Origin of the sequence: Alcaligenes sp. EGD-AK7, assembly GCF_000465875.3 — a bacterium.
GTDB classification, from domain to species: Bacteria; Pseudomonadota; Gammaproteobacteria; order Burkholderiales; family Burkholderiaceae_B; genus Alcaligenes; species Alcaligenes phenolicus.
Map to the genome: position 1 here is coordinate 739,524 of NZ_AVOG02000001.1, position 16,227 is coordinate 755,750.

At 57.1% G+C, this 16,227-nt stretch carries 18 protein-coding genes; 5 read left to right on the forward strand and 13 right to left on the reverse strand.

Annotation, left to right across the window (positions count from 1 at the left end):
- Nucleotides 1-80 precede the first annotated feature (80 nt).
- Both N879_RS03440 and N879_RS03445 read left to right on the forward strand, forming a co-directional pair.
- Nucleotides 81-956 carry an alpha/beta hydrolase family protein gene (locus N879_RS03440; protein WP_009454572.1) on the forward strand — a complete coding sequence of 292 codons (876 nt, stop codon included), beginning with the start codon at nt 81-83 and terminating at the stop codon, nt 954-956.
- Between the two features lie 33 nt (nt 957-989).
- Nucleotides 990-1,460 carry a MarR family winged helix-turn-helix transcriptional regulator gene (locus tag N879_RS03445; protein WP_009454574.1) on the forward strand — a complete coding sequence of 157 codons (471 nt, stop codon included), beginning with the start codon at nt 990-992 and terminating at the stop codon, nt 1,458-1,460.
- A gap of 195 nt (nt 1,461-1,655) precedes the next feature.
- Here the strand turns inward: N879_RS03445 and N879_RS03450 are convergent, their stop codons facing one another.
- A complete protein-coding gene (locus N879_RS03450; RefSeq protein ID WP_009454576.1) occupies nt 1,656-3,326 on the reverse strand; it encodes a 2-isopropylmalate synthase in 1,671 nt (556 codons plus the stop codon).
- A 285-nt stretch (nt 3,327-3,611) separates the two neighbouring features.
- Between N879_RS03450 and N879_RS03455 the strand changes: the two genes are divergently transcribed.
- Complete coding sequence (locus tag N879_RS03455) at nt 3,612-4,448, forward strand: AraC family transcriptional regulator (RefSeq protein ID WP_009454578.1); 837 nt, start codon at nt 3,612-3,614, stop codon at nt 4,446-4,448.
- Nucleotides 4,449-4,669: 221 nt separating this feature from the next.
- Here N879_RS03455 and N879_RS03460 read toward each other — a convergent pair whose 3' ends face one another.
- The 4 genes from N879_RS03460 to N879_RS03475 form a co-directional block, all read right to left on the reverse strand.
- On the reverse strand, nt 4,670-4,858 hold the full coding sequence (locus N879_RS03460; RefSeq protein ID WP_009454580.1) for a hypothetical protein: 189 nt from the start codon (nt 4,856-4,858) through the stop codon (nt 4,670-4,672).
- Entirely contained in the window at nt 4,851-5,399 is a 549-nt protein-coding gene (locus N879_RS03465) for a zeta toxin family protein (RefSeq protein ID WP_009454582.1), read from the reverse strand. The genes N879_RS03460 and N879_RS03465 overlap by 8 nt, the downstream gene beginning before the upstream one ends.
- 197 nt (nt 5,400-5,596) lie before the next feature.
- Nucleotides 5,597-5,794: a YgaP family membrane protein gene (locus N879_RS03470; RefSeq protein WP_009454584.1), complete on the reverse strand. Its 198-nt coding sequence runs from the start codon at nt 5,792-5,794 to the stop codon at nt 5,597-5,599.
- 87 nt (nt 5,795-5,881) lie between these two features.
- A complete protein-coding gene (locus N879_RS03475; protein ID WP_009454586.1) occupies nt 5,882-6,193 on the reverse strand; it encodes an ArsR/SmtB family transcription factor in 312 nt (103 codons plus the stop codon).
- Between the two features lie 119 nt (nt 6,194-6,312).
- On the opposite strand from N879_RS03475, the gene N879_RS03480 reads away from it, so the two are divergent.
- A complete protein-coding gene (locus N879_RS03480) occupies nt 6,313-6,657 on the forward strand; it encodes a carboxymuconolactone decarboxylase family protein (protein WP_009454588.1) in 345 nt (114 codons plus the stop codon).
- Between the two features lie 21 nt (nt 6,658-6,678).
- The gene (locus tag N879_RS03485) at nt 6,679-7,053 is read left to right on the forward strand and encodes a DsrE family protein (RefSeq protein ID WP_009454590.1); all 375 of its coding nucleotides are present in this window, start codon (nt 6,679-6,681) and stop codon (nt 7,051-7,053) included.
- 114 nt (nt 7,054-7,167) lie between these two features.
- Here the strand turns inward: N879_RS03485 and N879_RS03490 are convergent, their stop codons facing one another.
- The 8 genes from N879_RS03490 to moeB all read right to left on the reverse strand — a co-directional run bounded on the left by N879_RS03490 (nt 7,168) and on the right by moeB (nt 16,095).
- The gene (locus N879_RS03490; RefSeq protein WP_021446680.1) at nt 7,168-8,208 is read right to left on the reverse strand and encodes a hypothetical protein; all 1,041 of its coding nucleotides are present in this window, start codon (nt 8,206-8,208) and stop codon (nt 7,168-7,170) included.
- A 4-nt stretch (nt 8,209-8,212) separates the two neighbouring features.
- On the reverse strand, nt 8,213-9,403 hold the full coding sequence (locus N879_RS03495) for an MFS transporter (RefSeq protein ID WP_021446681.1): 1,191 nt from the start codon (nt 9,401-9,403) through the stop codon (nt 8,213-8,215).
- Nucleotides 9,400-10,593: an acyl-CoA dehydrogenase family protein gene (locus N879_RS03500; protein WP_021446682.1), complete on the reverse strand. Its 1,194-nt coding sequence runs from the start codon at nt 10,591-10,593 to the stop codon at nt 9,400-9,402. Before N879_RS03500 ends, N879_RS03495 begins: the two co-directional genes overlap by 4 nt.
- The gene (locus N879_RS03505) at nt 10,590-12,251 is read right to left on the reverse strand and encodes an AMP-binding protein (protein ID WP_009454595.1); all 1,662 of its coding nucleotides are present in this window, start codon (nt 12,249-12,251) and stop codon (nt 10,590-10,592) included. The genes N879_RS03500 and N879_RS03505 overlap by 4 nt, the downstream gene beginning before the upstream one ends.
- Nucleotides 12,248-14,065: a CoA transferase gene (locus tag N879_RS03510; RefSeq protein ID WP_031232136.1), complete on the reverse strand. Its 1,818-nt coding sequence runs from the start codon at nt 14,063-14,065 to the stop codon at nt 12,248-12,250. Before N879_RS03510 ends, N879_RS03505 begins: the two co-directional genes overlap by 4 nt.
- Nucleotides 14,066-14,148: 83 nt before the next feature.
- Nucleotides 14,149-14,421, reverse strand: a complete 273-nt coding sequence (locus N879_RS03515) for a MoaD/ThiS family protein (protein ID WP_009454599.1) — start codon at nt 14,419-14,421, stop codon at nt 14,149-14,151.
- A 74-nt stretch (nt 14,422-14,495) separates the two neighbouring features.
- On the reverse strand, nt 14,496-14,903 hold the full coding sequence (locus N879_RS03520; protein ID WP_009454601.1) for a Mov34/MPN/PAD-1 family protein: 408 nt from the start codon (nt 14,901-14,903) through the stop codon (nt 14,496-14,498).
- Between the two features lie 19 nt (nt 14,904-14,922).
- Nucleotides 14,923-16,095: a molybdopterin-synthase adenylyltransferase MoeB gene (moeB, locus tag N879_RS03525; RefSeq protein ID WP_009454603.1), complete on the reverse strand. Its 1,173-nt coding sequence runs from the start codon at nt 16,093-16,095 to the stop codon at nt 14,923-14,925.
- Nucleotides 16,096-16,227: the final 132 nt, after the last annotated feature.

The following is a 16,227-nucleotide window of genomic DNA, read 5'->3' on the forward strand; positions in this document are numbered from 1 at the left end:
CTTCCTCTTTGTTCCCGGATTGACTCACTTCTGAAGCCACTCTAATATCATTAACACGTTAACTAAAATTAGAGACAAGCATGCAACAGGTCACGATTCAGCAGGCTGGAAAAGACCCGATCAGCGCAACCTTATGGCCAGCTCCTGATGCCAAAGCGTCCATCATCATTCACCCCGCCACCGGCGTTCCACAGGATTTCTATCGTCCTTTTGCAGAACATCTGAACAGCCTGGGATTCATTGTTCTGAGCTACGACTACCGGGGTATCGGCCGATCTCGTCAGAAGGATATACGCCAATGCGATGTTTCCATGTCCCACTGGATGCTGGAGGATGCGGTTTACGTCACAGACTGGGTCGCCCATCGTTTTAACGGCTTGCCCATGTTGGCTATCGGTCATAGCGTTGGCGGCCATGCAATTGCTATCTCCCCAGCGACTCGCTCCGTGAAAGCTGCCGTGATGATTGCGTCACATGCGGGGGTTACCGCTTTAATTGAAAAGCCCATGGAGCGCTTTCGGGTGGGGCTGATCATGCGGGTACTTACTCCCGTACTGTGCAGCCTTTACGGCTATATGCCGACCCGGCGTTTGGGCTTTGGCGAGGACCTTCCACGTGGCGTCATGCAGCAATGGAGCCGCTGGACGCAAAAGCCTCATTATTTTTATGACGATCCACAGCTGGATGCCAAAAAACGCGCTAGCCAGGTCGATATTCCCTTGCTGGTTCTGGGTTTTGATGATGACCCCTGGGCCAATCCGCGAGCTATTTCCAGGCTGTTGGAACCACTAGGCAAGGCCCGTATAGAAAGGCATCAAATAGAGCACAAGCAGCTGGGTTTGGCGCATATTGGTCACATGGGCTTCTTTCGTAAACGCAACGCAGAGGCACTTTGGCCTATAGTGGTCGACTGGCTGATCGCACAAAGCGAATCCGGCCCTGCATCGAATTCCTGACGTCTAACCGATATCTATCCAGCCATCGCCACAATGAGCCAGAAATCACAGCCACGTTTTGTCTTTTTGTTGAACCATGCCCACAAGGCTTTGCAGCGCTGGATTCAGAAGCAGCCCTCGGCATGGACAGATATCAGCGCGGCCCAAGTTGGCATGCTGTTCCTGATTCGCTCTCAAGGCTCGGTCACGGTGGGAGAAGCAGCCAGCGCCTTGCAAGTCGCACCGGCTGCGATTACCGGACTGTCCAAACGCATGCAGGCAGCAGGCCTGATTCAACGCCTGACGGACGATGTGGATACACGCAAGATTTGCCTGACGCTGACTCCGGCCGGAGAAGAAGCCAGCATCAAGGCCAAATCAACCTTGCAGGACTTGAATCAGCAACTATCCGACGGCTTTACGGAGGATGAACTGAAGGTGGTGGCACGCTGGTTAAGCCAGGTGGTGAATCTAGACCTGCCCACAGACAAGAATGTTGATCAAAAAGACGAACTGCCTGCTTGATCGCATTTACTTGAATGTAAAGAGTGTCCGTTTTTCGTAAGCCAGGGACGTGAATGCGGTTTTATCCGCTCGCTATGTGAAGTATTCTTCGAGCAGAGTCGCCCCGTGACTCAGAGCCACTTAGCCGTCAAAGGTGGCCCGCGCCGTTGTATTACACACAGAAGCTAGCGCGGCCCACCGCAGCTTGATGGCTGCTTATGCCTCGACCTCCTCAAAACGTACCGCCGCATTCATCACCGCCATCACGCTGGCCGTAATGATATTCGCGTGCTTGCCCACACCAAATTTCGAGCCAGGCACACCGGGCATGACCGCTTCCACAATCGCCATCGCGCAAGCGTCCGCTCCTGAACCCAGGCTGCGCTCCTCGTAACTATCGATACGCAAAGGCAGGTTCAAGGCCGCCACTGTCGCCGCAATCGGGCCATTGCCCGTTCCGGTATAGATTTCAGTCTCGCCATTGGCATTGACGCATTGCAGCTCTATGCCCTGCAGCCCTTGTGCCTCATCGAACAGGCGATGTGCTCGGTAGCTGTTGTTCCCCTGGCGCTGATTGGCTTGCAGATAGGTGGTCTCAAACAGTTCCCAAATCTGCTGGCTGTTCAGCTCCGTTTCGCTGGAATCGGCAATCTGCTGAACAATGGCACTGAACTCCACCTGCATGCGGCGCGGCATCACAATGCCGTAGTCGCGTTGCAGCAGAAAAGCGATGCCTCCTTTGCCGGACTGGCTGTTGACACGCACGATACTGTCGTAGGTGCGGCCCAAATCCTTGGGGTCGACTGGCAGATAAGGTACACGCCAGGGGGCATCTTCTTTCTGCACCGCAAAGCCCTTGGCAATCGCGTCCTGATGGGAACCGGAAAAGGCGGTAAAGACCAGATCGCCCACGTACGGGTGACGTGGGTGAATGGGCAAGGACGTGGCCTCTTCCGCGATACGCGCTACTGCCGAGATGTCAGAGAAATCCAGATTCGGAGAGATACCCTGGGTATACAGATTCAGGGCCAAGGTCACCACATCCAGATTGCCACTGCGCTCGCCATTGCCAAACAGACACCCCTCGACACGCTGTGCGCCGGCCAGCATGGCTTGTTCAGCGCAAGCAACGCCCGTTCCGCGATCATTATGCGGGTGTACCGACAGGACGATATGTTCGCGCCTATCCAAATGGCGATCCATCCATTCAATCTGATCAGCAAAGACGTTCGCTGTCGTCACTTCCACCGTGGTGGGCAAATTGATAATCATGGGCCGCGCTGGACCCGCGTCCCAGGCATCAATAGCCGCATTGCAGACAGCCAGCGACACCTCCAGCTCTGCCATGCAGAACGTTTCAGGTGAGTATTGCAGCACCCACTCCGTTTCCGGGTGCTTGGCCGTCAGACGCTTGAACACCTCCACATGGTGACGCACCATCTCGATGATTTGCGGCACCTCCATCTTGAAGACGATTTCCCGGAAAGCAGGAGCAATCGCATTGTAGAAATGCACAATCACACGACGCGCGCCCGCCACGCTGCGTACCGTGGTTTCGATCAGATCCTCACGCAGTTGGGTGATGACCATAGGCGTGACGTCGTTCGGGATCATGCCCTCGTCAATCAGTTGCCGGACGATATCAAAATCGGTTTGCGAGGCAGACGGAAAACCCACCTCGATTTCCTTGAAGCCAATACGGACCAGCTCTTGAAACAGACGCAATTTACGGTCGCGATTCATGGGTTCGAACAGGGCCTGGTTGCCGTCGCGCAAATCGGTAGACAGCCACACGGGCGCTTGGCTCAGGGTGCGCTGCGGCCACTGGCGATCGGGCAGATTGACGACAGGAAAGGGACGGTATTTGTGGGAAGGATCAGTCAGCATGGGAACCTCGAATATAGGGAATGACATACCTGGCTTCCCTACTCCAAGGAGCTGGCTACAGTCGGGGTCTGGGGAAACCAGGATAGGACCATTCGCACACACAGGCGTACGGACCCCGACCGGATGTCAGGGCTAGTAGGCCTAGCGATAGCAAGTGCAAATGAGTCACGACAGGTTCAATCCCAAAGTGCTTGATGAAGACGATAAAAGCACTTTAGACTGCAAGACACTTGGCCTACTATCAAAAAATAGTCATTTGTTTTATTTTTTTGGACATTCCTGAATATGGGCTACGCATCCCCTGAATGCGGTGGGCGAGCACTGGACTTGTCGCACTCCGATACCTCGCCCTTGCTGGTCAGCGGGGTGATCGAGCATTACCCTGCCGGCCATGAAGTCCCCCGCCATCGCCACCACCGGGGGCATCTTTTGTATGCCACGGAAGGGGTGCTGCTGGTACAGGCCGACACCGGCCAGTGGCTGGTGCCTCCGACCACCGCCGTCTGGTTGCGACCCGGCGTGCCGCATCAGCTCAATGCCACCACCGCCGTGAATGTGCATGGTTTATTTATTGATGAAATTCTGGCCGCACAATTACCGGACCACGATTGCGTGATCCATGTCACACCACTGGTGCGTGAATTGATTGCAGCACTGGTGCGGGTGATTCCGCAAGAGAACCCACCGTTACGAGACGCCTTACTAGGACAGCTATTGATAGAAGAGTTGCGCGTGCTGCATCCCCTGCCTTTTCATTTGCCCTGGCCGCAAGAGGAATTGATGCGACGGATTTGCGAAGACCTGGTGTGCTCGCCAGCCCAGCAAAAAACAATGGATGAGGTAGCGCGGCAATACGCCTTGACGCCGAAAACCTTGCATCGGCGTTTCCTGAAAAGCACGGGGATGAATCTGGGGAAATGGCGGCAACAGATGCGCTTGATGGCCTCGATCCAGTTTCTGCTGCAAGGAAAGTCCATCACGCAGGCGGCGCTGGAAAGTGGCTATGAAAGTTTGAGCGCTTACTCAGTAGCCTTTAAAAAGACCTTTGCTTATCCGCCTTCGGAGTTTCTGGCGACTTTGAGCCAGTACCCTGATAGGGAGCACGATGCGGGCATGGTCTGAAGCCAATCTCGACGACAAGGATGTCTGGCAGATTGGAGTAACTACTTAGTTTGCCAGCCTGCTTTCTGGCTGATCCCATGCGCTATACGGATATTCATGCATCCATCTCAGGCCTGTCTACAAGACCCATCGCCCTCTTGAGCACTTCGCAAAACCAGCTGTTCAGCAGAAACAAAAGTACGACGCGAGCAGGCCAGGACCGCGATAGCAGCCCAGCGTCATCAACTCTTGCAGACCTCCTGCCGCAGTTGCTCTGCCGAGAGCTTGATCATCTTGCCGTTCTCTACCAAGACCACCGAGGTATTGGTTTGCATGGCCACAAAACGTGCCGACTGCGCTGCACGCTCCAAGGCGGCCAACGAAGCCCGCAAGTCCGGGTTTTTTGCTTTGGAAATATCTTCTTTATTCATCTTTCTCTCCCCACTCCAACAGGACTGGCACACTGCCTGCGTTATCGTACAAAACCCAATCATCCACGGTATCCCGATAATGATGCAGGAAGTTCTTCATGCCAGCCGCAAAGCGGCGACGAATGACGGGTTCGGGGATGTTATGGCCCCCCTGACGTACCCGTTCTGCCACCCGCGCGATCGCCATATCCGCGTCGGGCAGACTTAAAAAATACAAGCTGACGCGATAGCCCTGCGCCTGCCATTTTTCAATATGGCGAACATAGCCTTGGCCAGACAAGGTCGTTTCCAGCGCGAAGCTCTCGCCCAGGCGAACCGCTTCTTTCAATTCGTCCAGCATCAAACGACCCGCTTTGATGGCCGCGCTCTCTGGCGCAAAAGGCGACAAACCTGCAGCAATCAGATCTGCATTGATAAAACGCAGCACCTCCGCCTCGGCCGGGAGGAAAGAGCGCGCAAACGTCGTCTTGCCTGCCCCGTTCGGGCCAGCAATGATCAGAATCTTTTTGCTCTTGCCCGTGTCAGCGTTGTTGCCAGACATAAATACACCTAAACAATGTCCACATTGAACAGATTTGTATCATACATTGGCGAAAAGGCCAGCCAAGCGCCTTGCTTTGGCCGCCACGCATCCGCGAGACAAGGCGGGTTTTCAGGCGATAAAAAGGCTCCTTGAGCACAAGGAACCTTTTCAAGGAGCGGGCGGGAATGCCCCGCTACCAGGCCATAGCGACTGATCTATTGACGCTTTTTCAGCGGGCAGGTGCTCAGGCCCAGCATGGGGTACAGCGGGCAAAAACCGACCAGCCCCGTAATCAGAGGAATCAAGCCCAGCCAGCCCCACCAGCCGATGACGTTCGTGACTGCCAGCGCAATCAGCACCACACCCACAACGATACGAGCAATACGATCCAAACCACCTACATTGCTTTTCATGGCAAATCCTTTCAATAAAGAAGCAAGGGGAAAACGGGTCGGGCGATGGCCTGCAGGCGATGCGCCCCGCCCCTGATGCCATCAGGCTCAGGGACAGAAAATATCTTTCAAGGTGCCAATCAAGGTGGCGACATTCGGGTCCTCAATGCGGTAATACAGGGTTTGCGCCTCGCGCCGGTAGCTGACCAAACCTTCCTGGCGCATGCGTGCCAAATGCTGCGACAGGGCCGAGGGGCTTAACGCCACCATCTCGTTCAGTGCTCCCACACTCATCTCGCCTTGCTGAATCAAGAGACACAGAATCACCAGGCGTTTGGGATTGCCCACCGCCTGCAACAAAGCGGCCGCTTGATCAGCGCTCTCTTGCAACAGCTCGATGTCGGATTTGCTTTGGATCATGGTTTATCCAGCTTTTCTTGCGCATTAATTTAGATAGATTTTAATTTAGCATATACTGAATTAATGCAGTCAACAATTTCAGCATTCCTTTGCTTTTGTTAATACGACAGGAGTCATGCATGAGTGAAACTAGCTACAAGCAACTGACCCAAGGCATTTCCAGCAATCTGGCGCAGCTACGTCAGACCCAAGCCGACGTGATGAAAGGGTTTGGAGATCTGGGCAAGGCCGCCATGACAGGCGGCGCCCTCGATGCCAAAACTAAAGAATTGATAGCCTTGGCAATTGGCGTAGCCACCCATTGCGAGGGCTGCATAGGCTTTCATAGCAAGGCCTTGGCGCAGATGGGAGCCAGTCTGGAAGAAGTACATGAAGCCCTGGGGGTTGCGATCTATATGGGCGGTGGTCCATCCGTGATGTACGCGGCCAATGCCGTTGCCGCATTCAATGAATTCAAGTCTTGAACCGAAACAAGGAGAATTGTGATGCCTAAACCCGCTGCTTTTGTATCGACGCTGTTCCATGCCCAGGGCAATCCCGACAAAGTAACTGTGGCCCTGACCATGGCTGTCAATGCGGTTCAGAAGGGACATAGCGCCTGCCTGATTCTGATGGCTGAAGGAGTCGCGCTGGGTGTACCCGGTGCCGCCGACCCCATCAGTATTGGCGCCCCCTTTGAACCGGCAGCAGAGCTGTTGAAGAAATATCTGGAACAAGGTGGACGCGTGGCCGTGTGCAAGTCCTGCATGCTGCATAACGGCCTGAGCGCCGAGCAGATGGACCCACGCTTTGAAATCATTTCCGCGCCGGATGTGATCGACCTGCTGATGGGCGCAACAGGCTCTTTGCAGATTTCCTGATAAGCTGCATCGTCAAATGCAAAGCAGGCCACAACCATTTCTGTGTTTTGGCCTGTTTGTTATCGACACGCCATGCCCATGTTCAGTAAAGCAAGCAACCGACCTGTAAGCGCATCAAGTCGAATGCGCCAGCAAGGCCTCCAGCAAAAAGAAGCTGGCGCAGGCCGATTCCACCAGTTCAGACTGCCCCGGCGCAACTTTGTAAAGATGCCCCACAAAACGCCCTGTTTCACTTAACTCAGGGGTCAGCAAGGCATCCAGATACAAGCGCGATTGCTCGTGCAGCCATTGTTGTTCCGGCAGAATCTGCGACAGCTCATACATAGCCAAAGAAGCAATCGCCCAGGCTGAACGGTCTACCGGACTTAGTGGGGACTCCTGTGTCAAAAAGCCATGCGCAAATCTCCCCCAACGCTCGTGCCAATATCGGCAGGCATTCAGGGCTGCTTGAGCATAGGACTTTCTGTCATACAAGCGCGTTGCGCTTGCCATTCCCAACATGGCCCAGGCCTGCCCTCGTTGCCAGGTTTCAGCGCCCTGCTCGGCCAACACATCGTTCCCGCGTAGCAAGACCGTATCGCGCCAGGCTCCGCTGCGTTTTTGCAGATAACGCAGGCAGGCATCCACATGCCATTGCCCAAACTGACGCGCCACCGGCCCACCCTGCGCATCCAGCACTAAAAGCGTAGGAGCCAGAGCATCCACATTCAACATGTGATTGCCCGCCTCCCCGCCCCCCATCCCGGAACCCAAGGGCCAGAAGCCACTGGAGGCATCAAAGCTGTTCAGCAGAGCTTGTGCAGCCTGATCGACATGGGCTTCGGCCTCTCTATCCCCATGCCAGATGCTGCCCAGGCCGGAGCCATACCAGAACACAAAGCTTCGATTGATGCTGGGCTCTTCCAGCCAAACTTGCAGCTTCTGACACCAGTTCAGCGCCTGCTCCCTATCCTGCTCCTGACCGCTGATCAAGGCGCGTCGCCACCACAAGCCCGCCCAGAAGCCCCCCAACCAGGAGCCACGTCGCGACAAGGTCCATTGCTCGGATGAGGACTGTCTGAACAAGGGAAACTGCTCCCCACATTGCTCTGCAATCTGGTCCATATTCGCAAAAATGGACTCGATGCTGGCTGATCCCAATACCTCTACAGACATTCCATCACTCCCCTTTCGCCATGCGACGAACCTGGTACAAAATCAGGCACAACAAGCTGGCGCATACCAGAATACCCATCAGGAAAGGCCAGGCAGCGGCAAAGCCTTCGGGCGAGCGCAGCAGCACACCAAACAGTGGCGGACCAAAGGCAAAGCCGCCAAAAAACCCGACGGACAACAGCCCTGCGGTACGAGCCGGCGCCCCAAAACGGGCATCCCGCAGCAACATGCTCATGGCAATGGCATTGGTGGCAACCAGGGTCAAGCCAATGGCCAACACCCCGGCTCCCAGGGGCCAGAGCCTGTCCGGTGCAGCCATCATCATCAGCAACAAGGCCACAATCGGGATGACAAACAGAATGCCCAGCAACAAGGTTTCATCCCCAAAGCGGGCAGCAATGGGCGTCAAGAGCACTCGGGACACAATCCCCATTACCCCAAAGCCACTGACCAGCATCCCTATCCAGTACGGCGACACGCCCAGTTGCTGCGCAAATACGCCCAGAAAAGTGATGAAGGACGACAGCACCAGACCCGCGCACAGCTGAATGGCCATTAACAGCCAAAGTTGTTGGCTGGGCCAGGGCAAGCGCCAGGACATGCTGCCGGCTGCGGTGCTGGCTCTGGCTGGCAAAAGCTGCAGGGCAAAGTAGGACAGGCACAGCATGGCAGGTACCCACACCACAAACGCCCCCCGCCACCCCAGTTTGTAGGCCAGGGTGGGTAGGACCAGACCGGCCAGCAAGGCCGAAGCCTGCACGCCGGACTGCTTGATACCAACCAGCCCCGCCTTGCGCTCTGCCGGTACCAACTGGGCAATGGCCTGATTGGTCACCGGGTTGGCCAAGGACTGCGCCAGGCCGCACAAGAGCAAGGCCGTCAGCACACCCCAGAAACCCGGCAACACCGCAATCAGGCTGAAGGACATGGCCACCAGCAGGAACAGCAAAAACAAACCGTGCCGATTGCCCATGCGCTGCACCAAGGCCCCCGCCCACGGCGAAAGCAAGGCAGCCAGCCCAAAAGTGCTGGTGGTCAACCAACCCAGTTGCTCGCGCGAGATGCCCAGATCCTGAATGATTTGCGGGCCCAGGACGCCGATGGCATAGAACACCATCATGGGCATGCCCATCGCCAGAGTCATCAAACTGGCCAGCACCCAGGGTGAACGACTTGCCCGTGTCGATAGCATCATGCGACTGCCTTGTTCATATCTGCCATCTCTTGAGTGGCGTAGTAGGCTTGCAGCAAGTGCTTTCCAACGGTACTGATCAAGGCGTCGTCCGCCCCATCCAGAATATGCGTGGTACGCGCTGCCCGATAGATGCCGGACAAGGGGCTCCAATCGGCCAGCCCTTCGGCCCCCATGATCTGGATGGCGGAATCTGCTGCCGCGCTGACCGCATCCGACGACGCCAGCTTGGCCACATTCACCTCCACCGCATTGGGCAAACCCGCGTCGAACTTGACAGCCGCTTCACGCAGCAAGCAACGGGCCGAGGTAATGGCCCGGTACACCTGATAGACCCGCGCCCGAACCAGTTGCTTGTCCGCCAGACGGGCCAGTTCTCCGCGCTCCGAGTGAATGCGCTCGCACATGATTTCAAAACTGCGTTGCGCCAAGCCCAGCCATTGCACGGATCGCAAAATACGCCCCAGGGCCAGACGCTTTTGCATCAGGGCAATGCCCTGCCCAGCGCTGCCCAGAACATAGTCCTCCGGCACGGTCACATTGTTGAACAGCAGCTCGTTCTGCCCCTGATAACGCCCCAGCAAGGGCAAGGGGCGCACAACTTTAAAGCCTGCCGCATCCGTGGGCACGATCACCATGGACAAGGACTCATTCACGGGGCCGTCCGCGCTGCGCGCCACCACGGTCGCAAAGCTGGCCTGTTGCGCCCGACAAATAAACCACTTGCGGCCATTCACATGCCATTGCCCGTCTTTCAGGCGAGCCTGACATTGCATGGTGGCCGGAATCGAACCAATGCTGTCCGGCTCGGACATGGCGTAGCTGGACACCGCATCCCCCTTGAGCAAGGGCGTCAGAAAGCGCTGTTTGACGCTGGCCGAGCCATGATGGCTCAACATATACGCATCCAGCGTGGCATCTGCCCCGAAAATGCCAGGGCCATATTCAGAGCGTCCTTCCTGTTCGGCCACAGGCAGGTACTCAACCAAACTGGCGATCCGACCACCACGATGCATAGGGTAGAAGCTGCCGAACAAACCCGCCTGTTGAGCGCGGCGTGTCAGATCCAGAGTCAGCTCGCGGGCCAGATTATCCCCCTGGGCCAGAATGCCCTCGTTGGGGATGATCTCGGTATCCACAAACTGCCGCAGCTTGCGGCTCAAGGCCGCGCTGGAGATGGCAAGGTGGCTCATGCTGCTATCCCCGCTGCAGTCTTGGCCCCAGAGCCCAATGCAGCAGCATCAGCGGCCAAGGCGCGCTTGTCGATCTTGCCTGCAGGCGTCAGCGGCAGGCTGCGGTAAAAGCGCAGATACTCCGGCAGCTTGTTCACTTCCAGACCCTGCTCACGCAAGAAGTCGGTAATCTCTTTCAGGGAGAAACGTGGCACGCCTTCACGCACCGTCACGCACAAGCAAATACGCTGGCCCAGATCCGCGTCGGGAACCGGCACGCAAGCCACAGTGACTACATCCGGGTGAGCCATGACCAGGCCTTCAATTTGCACCGGGCTGATGTTCGCGCCACCACGAATAATGATGTCTTTCTTGCGACCTGCCAGCACCAACTGCCCTTGGGCATTGATATAGCCCAGATCGCCCGTTTTCACCCAACCCTGTTCGTCCCGATACTGGGCATCCAGCTCCGGAGCGTTCACATATTGCATGGGGCTCAAGGGACCACGTGCGGTGATTTCGCCTACCTCACCTTGCGGCACTTCGGCACCCTCGTCATCAATCAGGCGGATCTCGCACACCTGCGGATTGGGGGTCCCCACACTGCTCAAGACCACTTCGATGGGATCGTCCAGCGTGTTGTGGCAGTTCACCCCATCGGCTGAGCCGTACAGGCTGATAAAGCCGCACCCAAACGCTTCCACGCAACGGCGTACCGTAGCTTCGTCAATGACTGAACCACCCACAATCAAGCCGCGCAAGCTGGCTTTATCGGCCTTCTCCAGCTCGGGCGCTGCCGCAATACGCTGGAACATGGTGGGCACGCCCAAAATAAAGCTGGGTTTGAAGGCATTGATAGCGGCAATCGCGCTAGGCACATCAAACTTGGGCAAGACCACCAAAGAACCTCCCAACCAGCACAGCACACCGAAGGTGGCCGTAGAGCCAAATGAAGAACCCAGCGGCACCAGATACATGCCCCGGAACTCCACATCATTGGGGGAAATGCGTTGCAGGAATCGGCCACGCCCACCCACCAGCGCATTATGCGAATAGGCCACCAGCTTGGGCTCGGACTCGGTGCCCGAGGACACCAGCAAACGCACTGGCGAATTGGGGGACACCACCGGCAATTCGGACAAGGCCAGGGGTTCGCCCTCGAACAAGGAATCCAAAGTCATCCAGCCCGGACGCGATGGGCCTTGCACAATCAGGACACGCAAGGACAGCAGCGTAGGCCGCAAGGATTCGATCACTTCGCACAAATCAATGCCTGCATATTCATGCGGCACAATCACCGCCCGTGCATCGCAACGACGCACCAGCGACTGAATATCCAGCTTGCCCCGTCCGGGTGGGAAAGGCGCGACAATCGCCCCCAAAGCAGCGGCGGCCAGGTCAATGGCGCAGCACACCCAATGGTTGCTGAGCTGATACGCCACCACGTCGCCCGCCATAATCCCTGCACGACGCAAGCTGCCTGCCAGACGCAGAGCCGCGTCCATCAAGGCGCTATAACTGATATTGCCTTCGGGCGAGAGCACCGCCAGTTTGTCCGGATGAGCCTGAGCTTTTTCCGCAAACAGCGTAAAGACCGGCTTGTTCGGGTAGGTACCGTCCTCTATCCAGCGTTGGCGCAATGACGCAGGGACCAGATCGATGATGCCAGCGTGATTCATAAAAACCTCCAGGGAGAATTAACAGACGAATAGCCCTTGTCATGGAAATGAGACGTCAGACGTGGATCAGCACGCAGTTGCGCCAGATTGCTATGGACGCGGCGGGCCGGTATGCCCAGCACATCCAGTTGCGTTTCCAGGCTACGGGCAGACTGGGACAGAAGACGATCCGGCAAGACCGTCCAGACAGCATCGGGCCACACATTCAGCCACCCGGCCAGGGCATGCAGATGCGTTTGATCCTGGCAGTCGATGACGATGAAGCCCTCGCCCGTCTGGAACACCGCCGACACACCAGTTTTACTGATGGGAGAAACGGCCTGGGCCAGATGATCGGCCGTGGCCAACAAAGAGCTGTCTACCCGCAAGCCCGACCCGCTCAGGCCCCGGCGCAGCAAGGCGGCACTGATACCCAGCGCGGCCATCACCCCGCCCAGCACATCCAGCACCGTAAACAACGACCCGCCCCGTGCATCCGAGGTTTGAGAAATGGTGTGAGCAATACCCGACCAGGCTTGCACCGTGAAGTCCGTCCCCGGCGCGTCCACTTGCTCCTGACCCCAACCGCCCGCATAGGCGTAGACCAGATCCGGGCGCACCGCGTGCAAGTCCTGGGCATCCAGTTGCAGCTCGGCCGCCTTGCCCGGCGCCCAGTTATGCAGAAACACATCGGACTCGCTCACCAGCTCGTAAATGGCCTGGCGGCCTTGAGCCGATTTGATGTCCACTTCCTGCACCGTCTTGAATTGATTAAGCGCATCAAAGCGCACCGAGCAGCCATCCACGCACGGTGGCATGGCACGCAAGGGATCACCACCGGGCGGTTCCAGACGAATCACTTCAGCCCCCAGCAGCGCCAGCAAGTGACCGGCAATAGGCCCTTGAATCCGACGGCAGGACTCCACCACCCGCAAACCACGCAGGGGCAAATCGGCCTTGGACGGCAAGGTGCTCAGTGAGCCGGGCGCGGCATGAATCTGATGCTGCCACAGACCGGCCAAGGCCGCGTAATCACTATCGCTCTGGCGTTGAGCCGGTGTACGTACCGGCAAGATGGCCATGCCGGTCTGCAAGGCCAGTTCCTGCAAACGGGCAAAGTTCAGGGCTTGCAGACTGCTTAAACATGCCGCTGGCATAGGGCACACCGCCTTGGCATAGCGCAGCAAAAACGCTTTCCAGGCCTGACCAGCCAGATCGGCCGGTACGCCCACTGCTTCCCAAAAAGCGCGCCAGGGTCGCGGGTCCAAGGTTTCCAGTTCAAAGACCACGCCGTCTTGCGAAACAAAGGGAGGCCGTAAGCCGGGATCGTAACTACCCGCCAATAACTGTTCGGGATCTTGAGCCGCCGTTGCCCCGGCCAGATACTGCCCGATACTGAGCAGGCCGCAGCCCAAGGGCGAAACCGACACCGTAGAGAAACGCCCGCCGCGCAATTGGCCCAAGGCCGCCGCCAAGGTCGCTTGCAGGGTCATGGCTGAACTGAGCACGGCCAGATAATCCAGGCCCAGCGTGCCCGACAGGCCACTGGAGCGTCCATGCACGGACAAGATACCGCTGGCAGCCTGCATGCTCAGCTCGCTGATCGCGGCTTGCGTCATGCCGCCCGCCTCGGTTTCCAGATGCGTGCTAATCGTTCCAAAATCAGGCGAATACAGGCTGAATGCTGCTTCGTCTTGATGGCCTGCGGATTGTCCTTGTTCAGATAAACCCAGCAATCGAGCCTGACGGCTCAAGGCAGCAGGCAAGCCCGGCCAATACGGGGGCTGTGAGCCCATCTGCCAACGTAATCCGCAGCCATGTAGTAATTCAGACATAGTTCCAAACCAGAGTGATGCGCACGCCAAGTGCTGATTGCAGAAACCAGCACTTGCACCATGAAAATCCAGACCAGATGGTCTTAGCCCCCTGCTACGGCAGGCAGTACGGTCAGGCTGTCACCAGCACGAGTAGTGGTTTTCAGGCCATCACTGAAACGGATGTCCTCTTCGTTCACGTAAATATTCACGAAACGGTGCAGGTCTTCGCCGCTCATCAGGCGCGCCTTGATGCCGGGAAACTGGCCTTCAAGATGCTCGATCACTTCGCCTACCGAAGCGCCCTGGGCCTGGACTTTCTTCTCGCCGTTCGTCAGTGGACGCAGCAAGGTCGGAATAGAGACTGAAATGGACATGCTTAAAACTCCTTTGAAATAGTGGTTTCCAACAGCCGGGACACACGCTCCCCTTGGGGGAGCGACGCTGCTCCCTAGACAATCACGATGGTTTCTTCGGTCACACCGCCGTCGATAATCCGGAAGGATCGAACCGGCACGGTGGCCTGATCCCAGGTGGACACGATCAAGTAATGCAGTTCGGGATGGCCCGCAAAATCAATGTCATCCTTGCTCGGGAAAGCCTGGCTGGCGGTATGAGAGTGATAGATCACGCAACACTCCTGATCGTCCTCATCCAGACGGCGGTAGACCTGAAATTGCTCACGCGAATCGAACTGATAAAACACCTCCGAGGCCGCCCGGTTTTGCATGGGCAGCACACGCTCGGCCACCAGTGAACCCTCCTTGGCGGCGATCAGTCCGCATGCCTCGATGGGGTGATCCTGCTTGGCATGATTCAGAACTTGCTCTAGAGCAGAGCGACGAATCTGCAAGGCCATAATGTGCTTCCTCCCGAACTTAGTAAGACGCCAATTCGGGAGCGACCTGCTCCACCCAAGCCAGCACGCCGCCTTCCAGATTGCGCACCTTGGGGGCCTTCAACTTGATCAGCTCTTCGCACACGGTCCTGGAACGCGCACCGGAGCGGCACGAAATCACCAGATCCGCATTCGGTCCAAAGGCAGCCAGAATCTCGGCGGCGACGGTGGGCGATTTGGGCATCAGAATCGCGCCAGGAATATTCACGATTTCCCATTCATTGGGATCGCGCACGTCCACCAGGACAGGGGCCTGCTCTTGGTCCAGCAGCTCTTTCAGCTCCAGCACAGTCATGACAGGCACGGGGATGGCCATGGCATCAGCCGGTGGATTCAGGCCGCAGAAAGTTTGGTAATCGCCCAGCTCGGTCACGGGCTTGCGATTGGGCAGGCGGCGGATGGGCAGTTCGCGGTAGCACATATCCAGTGCGTCATAAGCGATCAGGCGGCCGATCAAAGGATCGCCAATGCCGGTAATCAGCTTGATGGCTTCGGTGGACATGATGGAGGCAATCGAGGCGCACAAGACACCAAACACACCGCCCTGCGCGCAAGACGGAGCCAGCTCGGGCGGTGGGGGCTCGGGGTACAGGTCGCGGTAGTTCAAACCTATGCCACCGGGCGCGTTTTCCCAAAACACCGAGACCTGGCCTTCAAAGCGGAAGATCGAACCCCAGACATAGGGTTTATCGGCCAGCATGCACGCATCATTGACCAGATAGCGGGTCGCAAAGTTGTCGGTGCCGTCCAGAATCAGGTCGTAGCGCGAGAACAGCTCGACCGCCATGTCCGGTTCCAATCTGTCGGTATAAGTTTCTACCTTGATGTGGGGGTTAAGCTTGTGAATCGCACGCTTGGCGCTTTCCACTTTCAGCTCGTCAATGCTGTCTACGGTGTGAATGATCTGGCGCTGCAAATTGGATTCATCCACCCGGTCAAAGTCGATGATGCCCAGTGTGCCCACCCCGGCTGCGGCCAAGTACAGCAAGGTGGGCGAACCCAGCCCCCCTGCCCCGATAACCAGCACTTTGGCATTTTTGATGCGGCGCTGGCCTTCCATGCCCACATTGGGAATCAAGAGGTGACGGCTATAACGGTTAACCTCTTCGCGGCTCAAAGGCTCACCGGGCTCAACTAATGGGGGCAAGGTCATAATGACTCCTGGTTAAATACACATGAATACGAACAAGACTTATTCTCAAATATGACTGAAAATGACACAATAGCCTTTGGGTTCTAATTTCTATGCGAAACGGAGCAAAAACGATGAACGCCAGCGCAACCT

What these genes read in the sequence shown, in the direction of transcription:
- N879_RS03445 (WP_009454574.1), top strand. Translation starts at nt 990, where the DNA reads ATGAGCCAGAAATCACAGCCACGTTTTGTCTTTTTGTTGAACCATGCC.
- N879_RS03495 (WP_021446681.1), bottom strand. Translation starts at nt 9,403, where the DNA reads ATGATGCTATCGACACGGGCAAGTCGTTCACCCTGGGTGCTGGCCAGT.
- N879_RS03490 (WP_021446680.1), bottom strand. Translation starts at nt 8,208, where the DNA reads ATGTCTGTAGAGGTATTGGGATCAGCCAGCATCGAGTCCATTTTTGCG.
- N879_RS03475 (WP_009454586.1), bottom strand. Translation starts at nt 6,193, where the DNA reads ATGATCCAAAGCAAATCCGACATCGAGCTGTTGCAAGAGAGCGCTGAT.
- moeB (WP_009454603.1), bottom strand. Translation starts at nt 16,095, where the DNA reads ATGACCTTGCCCCCATTAGTTGAGCCCGGTGAGCCTTTGAGCCGCGAA.
- N879_RS03505 (WP_009454595.1), bottom strand. Translation starts at nt 12,251, where the DNA reads ATGAATCACGCTGGCATCATCGATCTGGTCCCTGCGTCATTGCGCCAA.
- N879_RS03465 (WP_009454582.1), bottom strand. Translation starts at nt 5,399, where the DNA reads ATGTCTGGCAACAACGCTGACACGGGCAAGAGCAAAAAGATTCTGATC.
- N879_RS03480 (WP_009454588.1), top strand. Translation starts at nt 6,313, where the DNA reads ATGAGTGAAACTAGCTACAAGCAACTGACCCAAGGCATTTCCAGCAAT.
- N879_RS03440 (WP_009454572.1), top strand. Translation starts at nt 81, where the DNA reads ATGCAACAGGTCACGATTCAGCAGGCTGGAAAAGACCCGATCAGCGCA.
- N879_RS03500 (WP_021446682.1), bottom strand. Translation starts at nt 10,593, where the DNA reads ATGAGCCACCTTGCCATCTCCAGCGCGGCCTTGAGCCGCAAGCTGCGG.
- N879_RS03455 (WP_009454578.1), top strand. Translation starts at nt 3,612, where the DNA reads ATGGGCTACGCATCCCCTGAATGCGGTGGGCGAGCACTGGACTTGTCG.
- N879_RS03520 (WP_009454601.1), bottom strand. Translation starts at nt 14,903, where the DNA reads ATGGCCTTGCAGATTCGTCGCTCTGCTCTAGAGCAAGTTCTGAATCAT.
- N879_RS03485 (WP_009454590.1), top strand. Translation starts at nt 6,679, where the DNA reads ATGCCTAAACCCGCTGCTTTTGTATCGACGCTGTTCCATGCCCAGGGC.
- N879_RS03510 (WP_031232136.1), bottom strand. Translation starts at nt 14,065, where the DNA reads ATGTCTGAATTACTACATGGCTGCGGATTACGTTGGCAGATGGGCTCA.
- N879_RS03460 (WP_009454580.1), bottom strand. Translation starts at nt 4,858, where the DNA reads ATGAATAAAGAAGATATTTCCAAAGCAAAAAACCCGGACTTGCGGGCT.
- N879_RS03470 (WP_009454584.1), bottom strand. Translation starts at nt 5,794, where the DNA reads ATGAAAAGCAATGTAGGTGGTTTGGATCGTATTGCTCGTATCGTTGTG.
- N879_RS03450 (WP_009454576.1), bottom strand. Translation starts at nt 3,326, where the DNA reads ATGCTGACTGATCCTTCCCACAAATACCGTCCCTTTCCTGTCGTCAAT.
- N879_RS03515 (WP_009454599.1), bottom strand. Translation starts at nt 14,421, where the DNA reads ATGTCCATTTCAGTCTCTATTCCGACCTTGCTGCGTCCACTGACGAAC.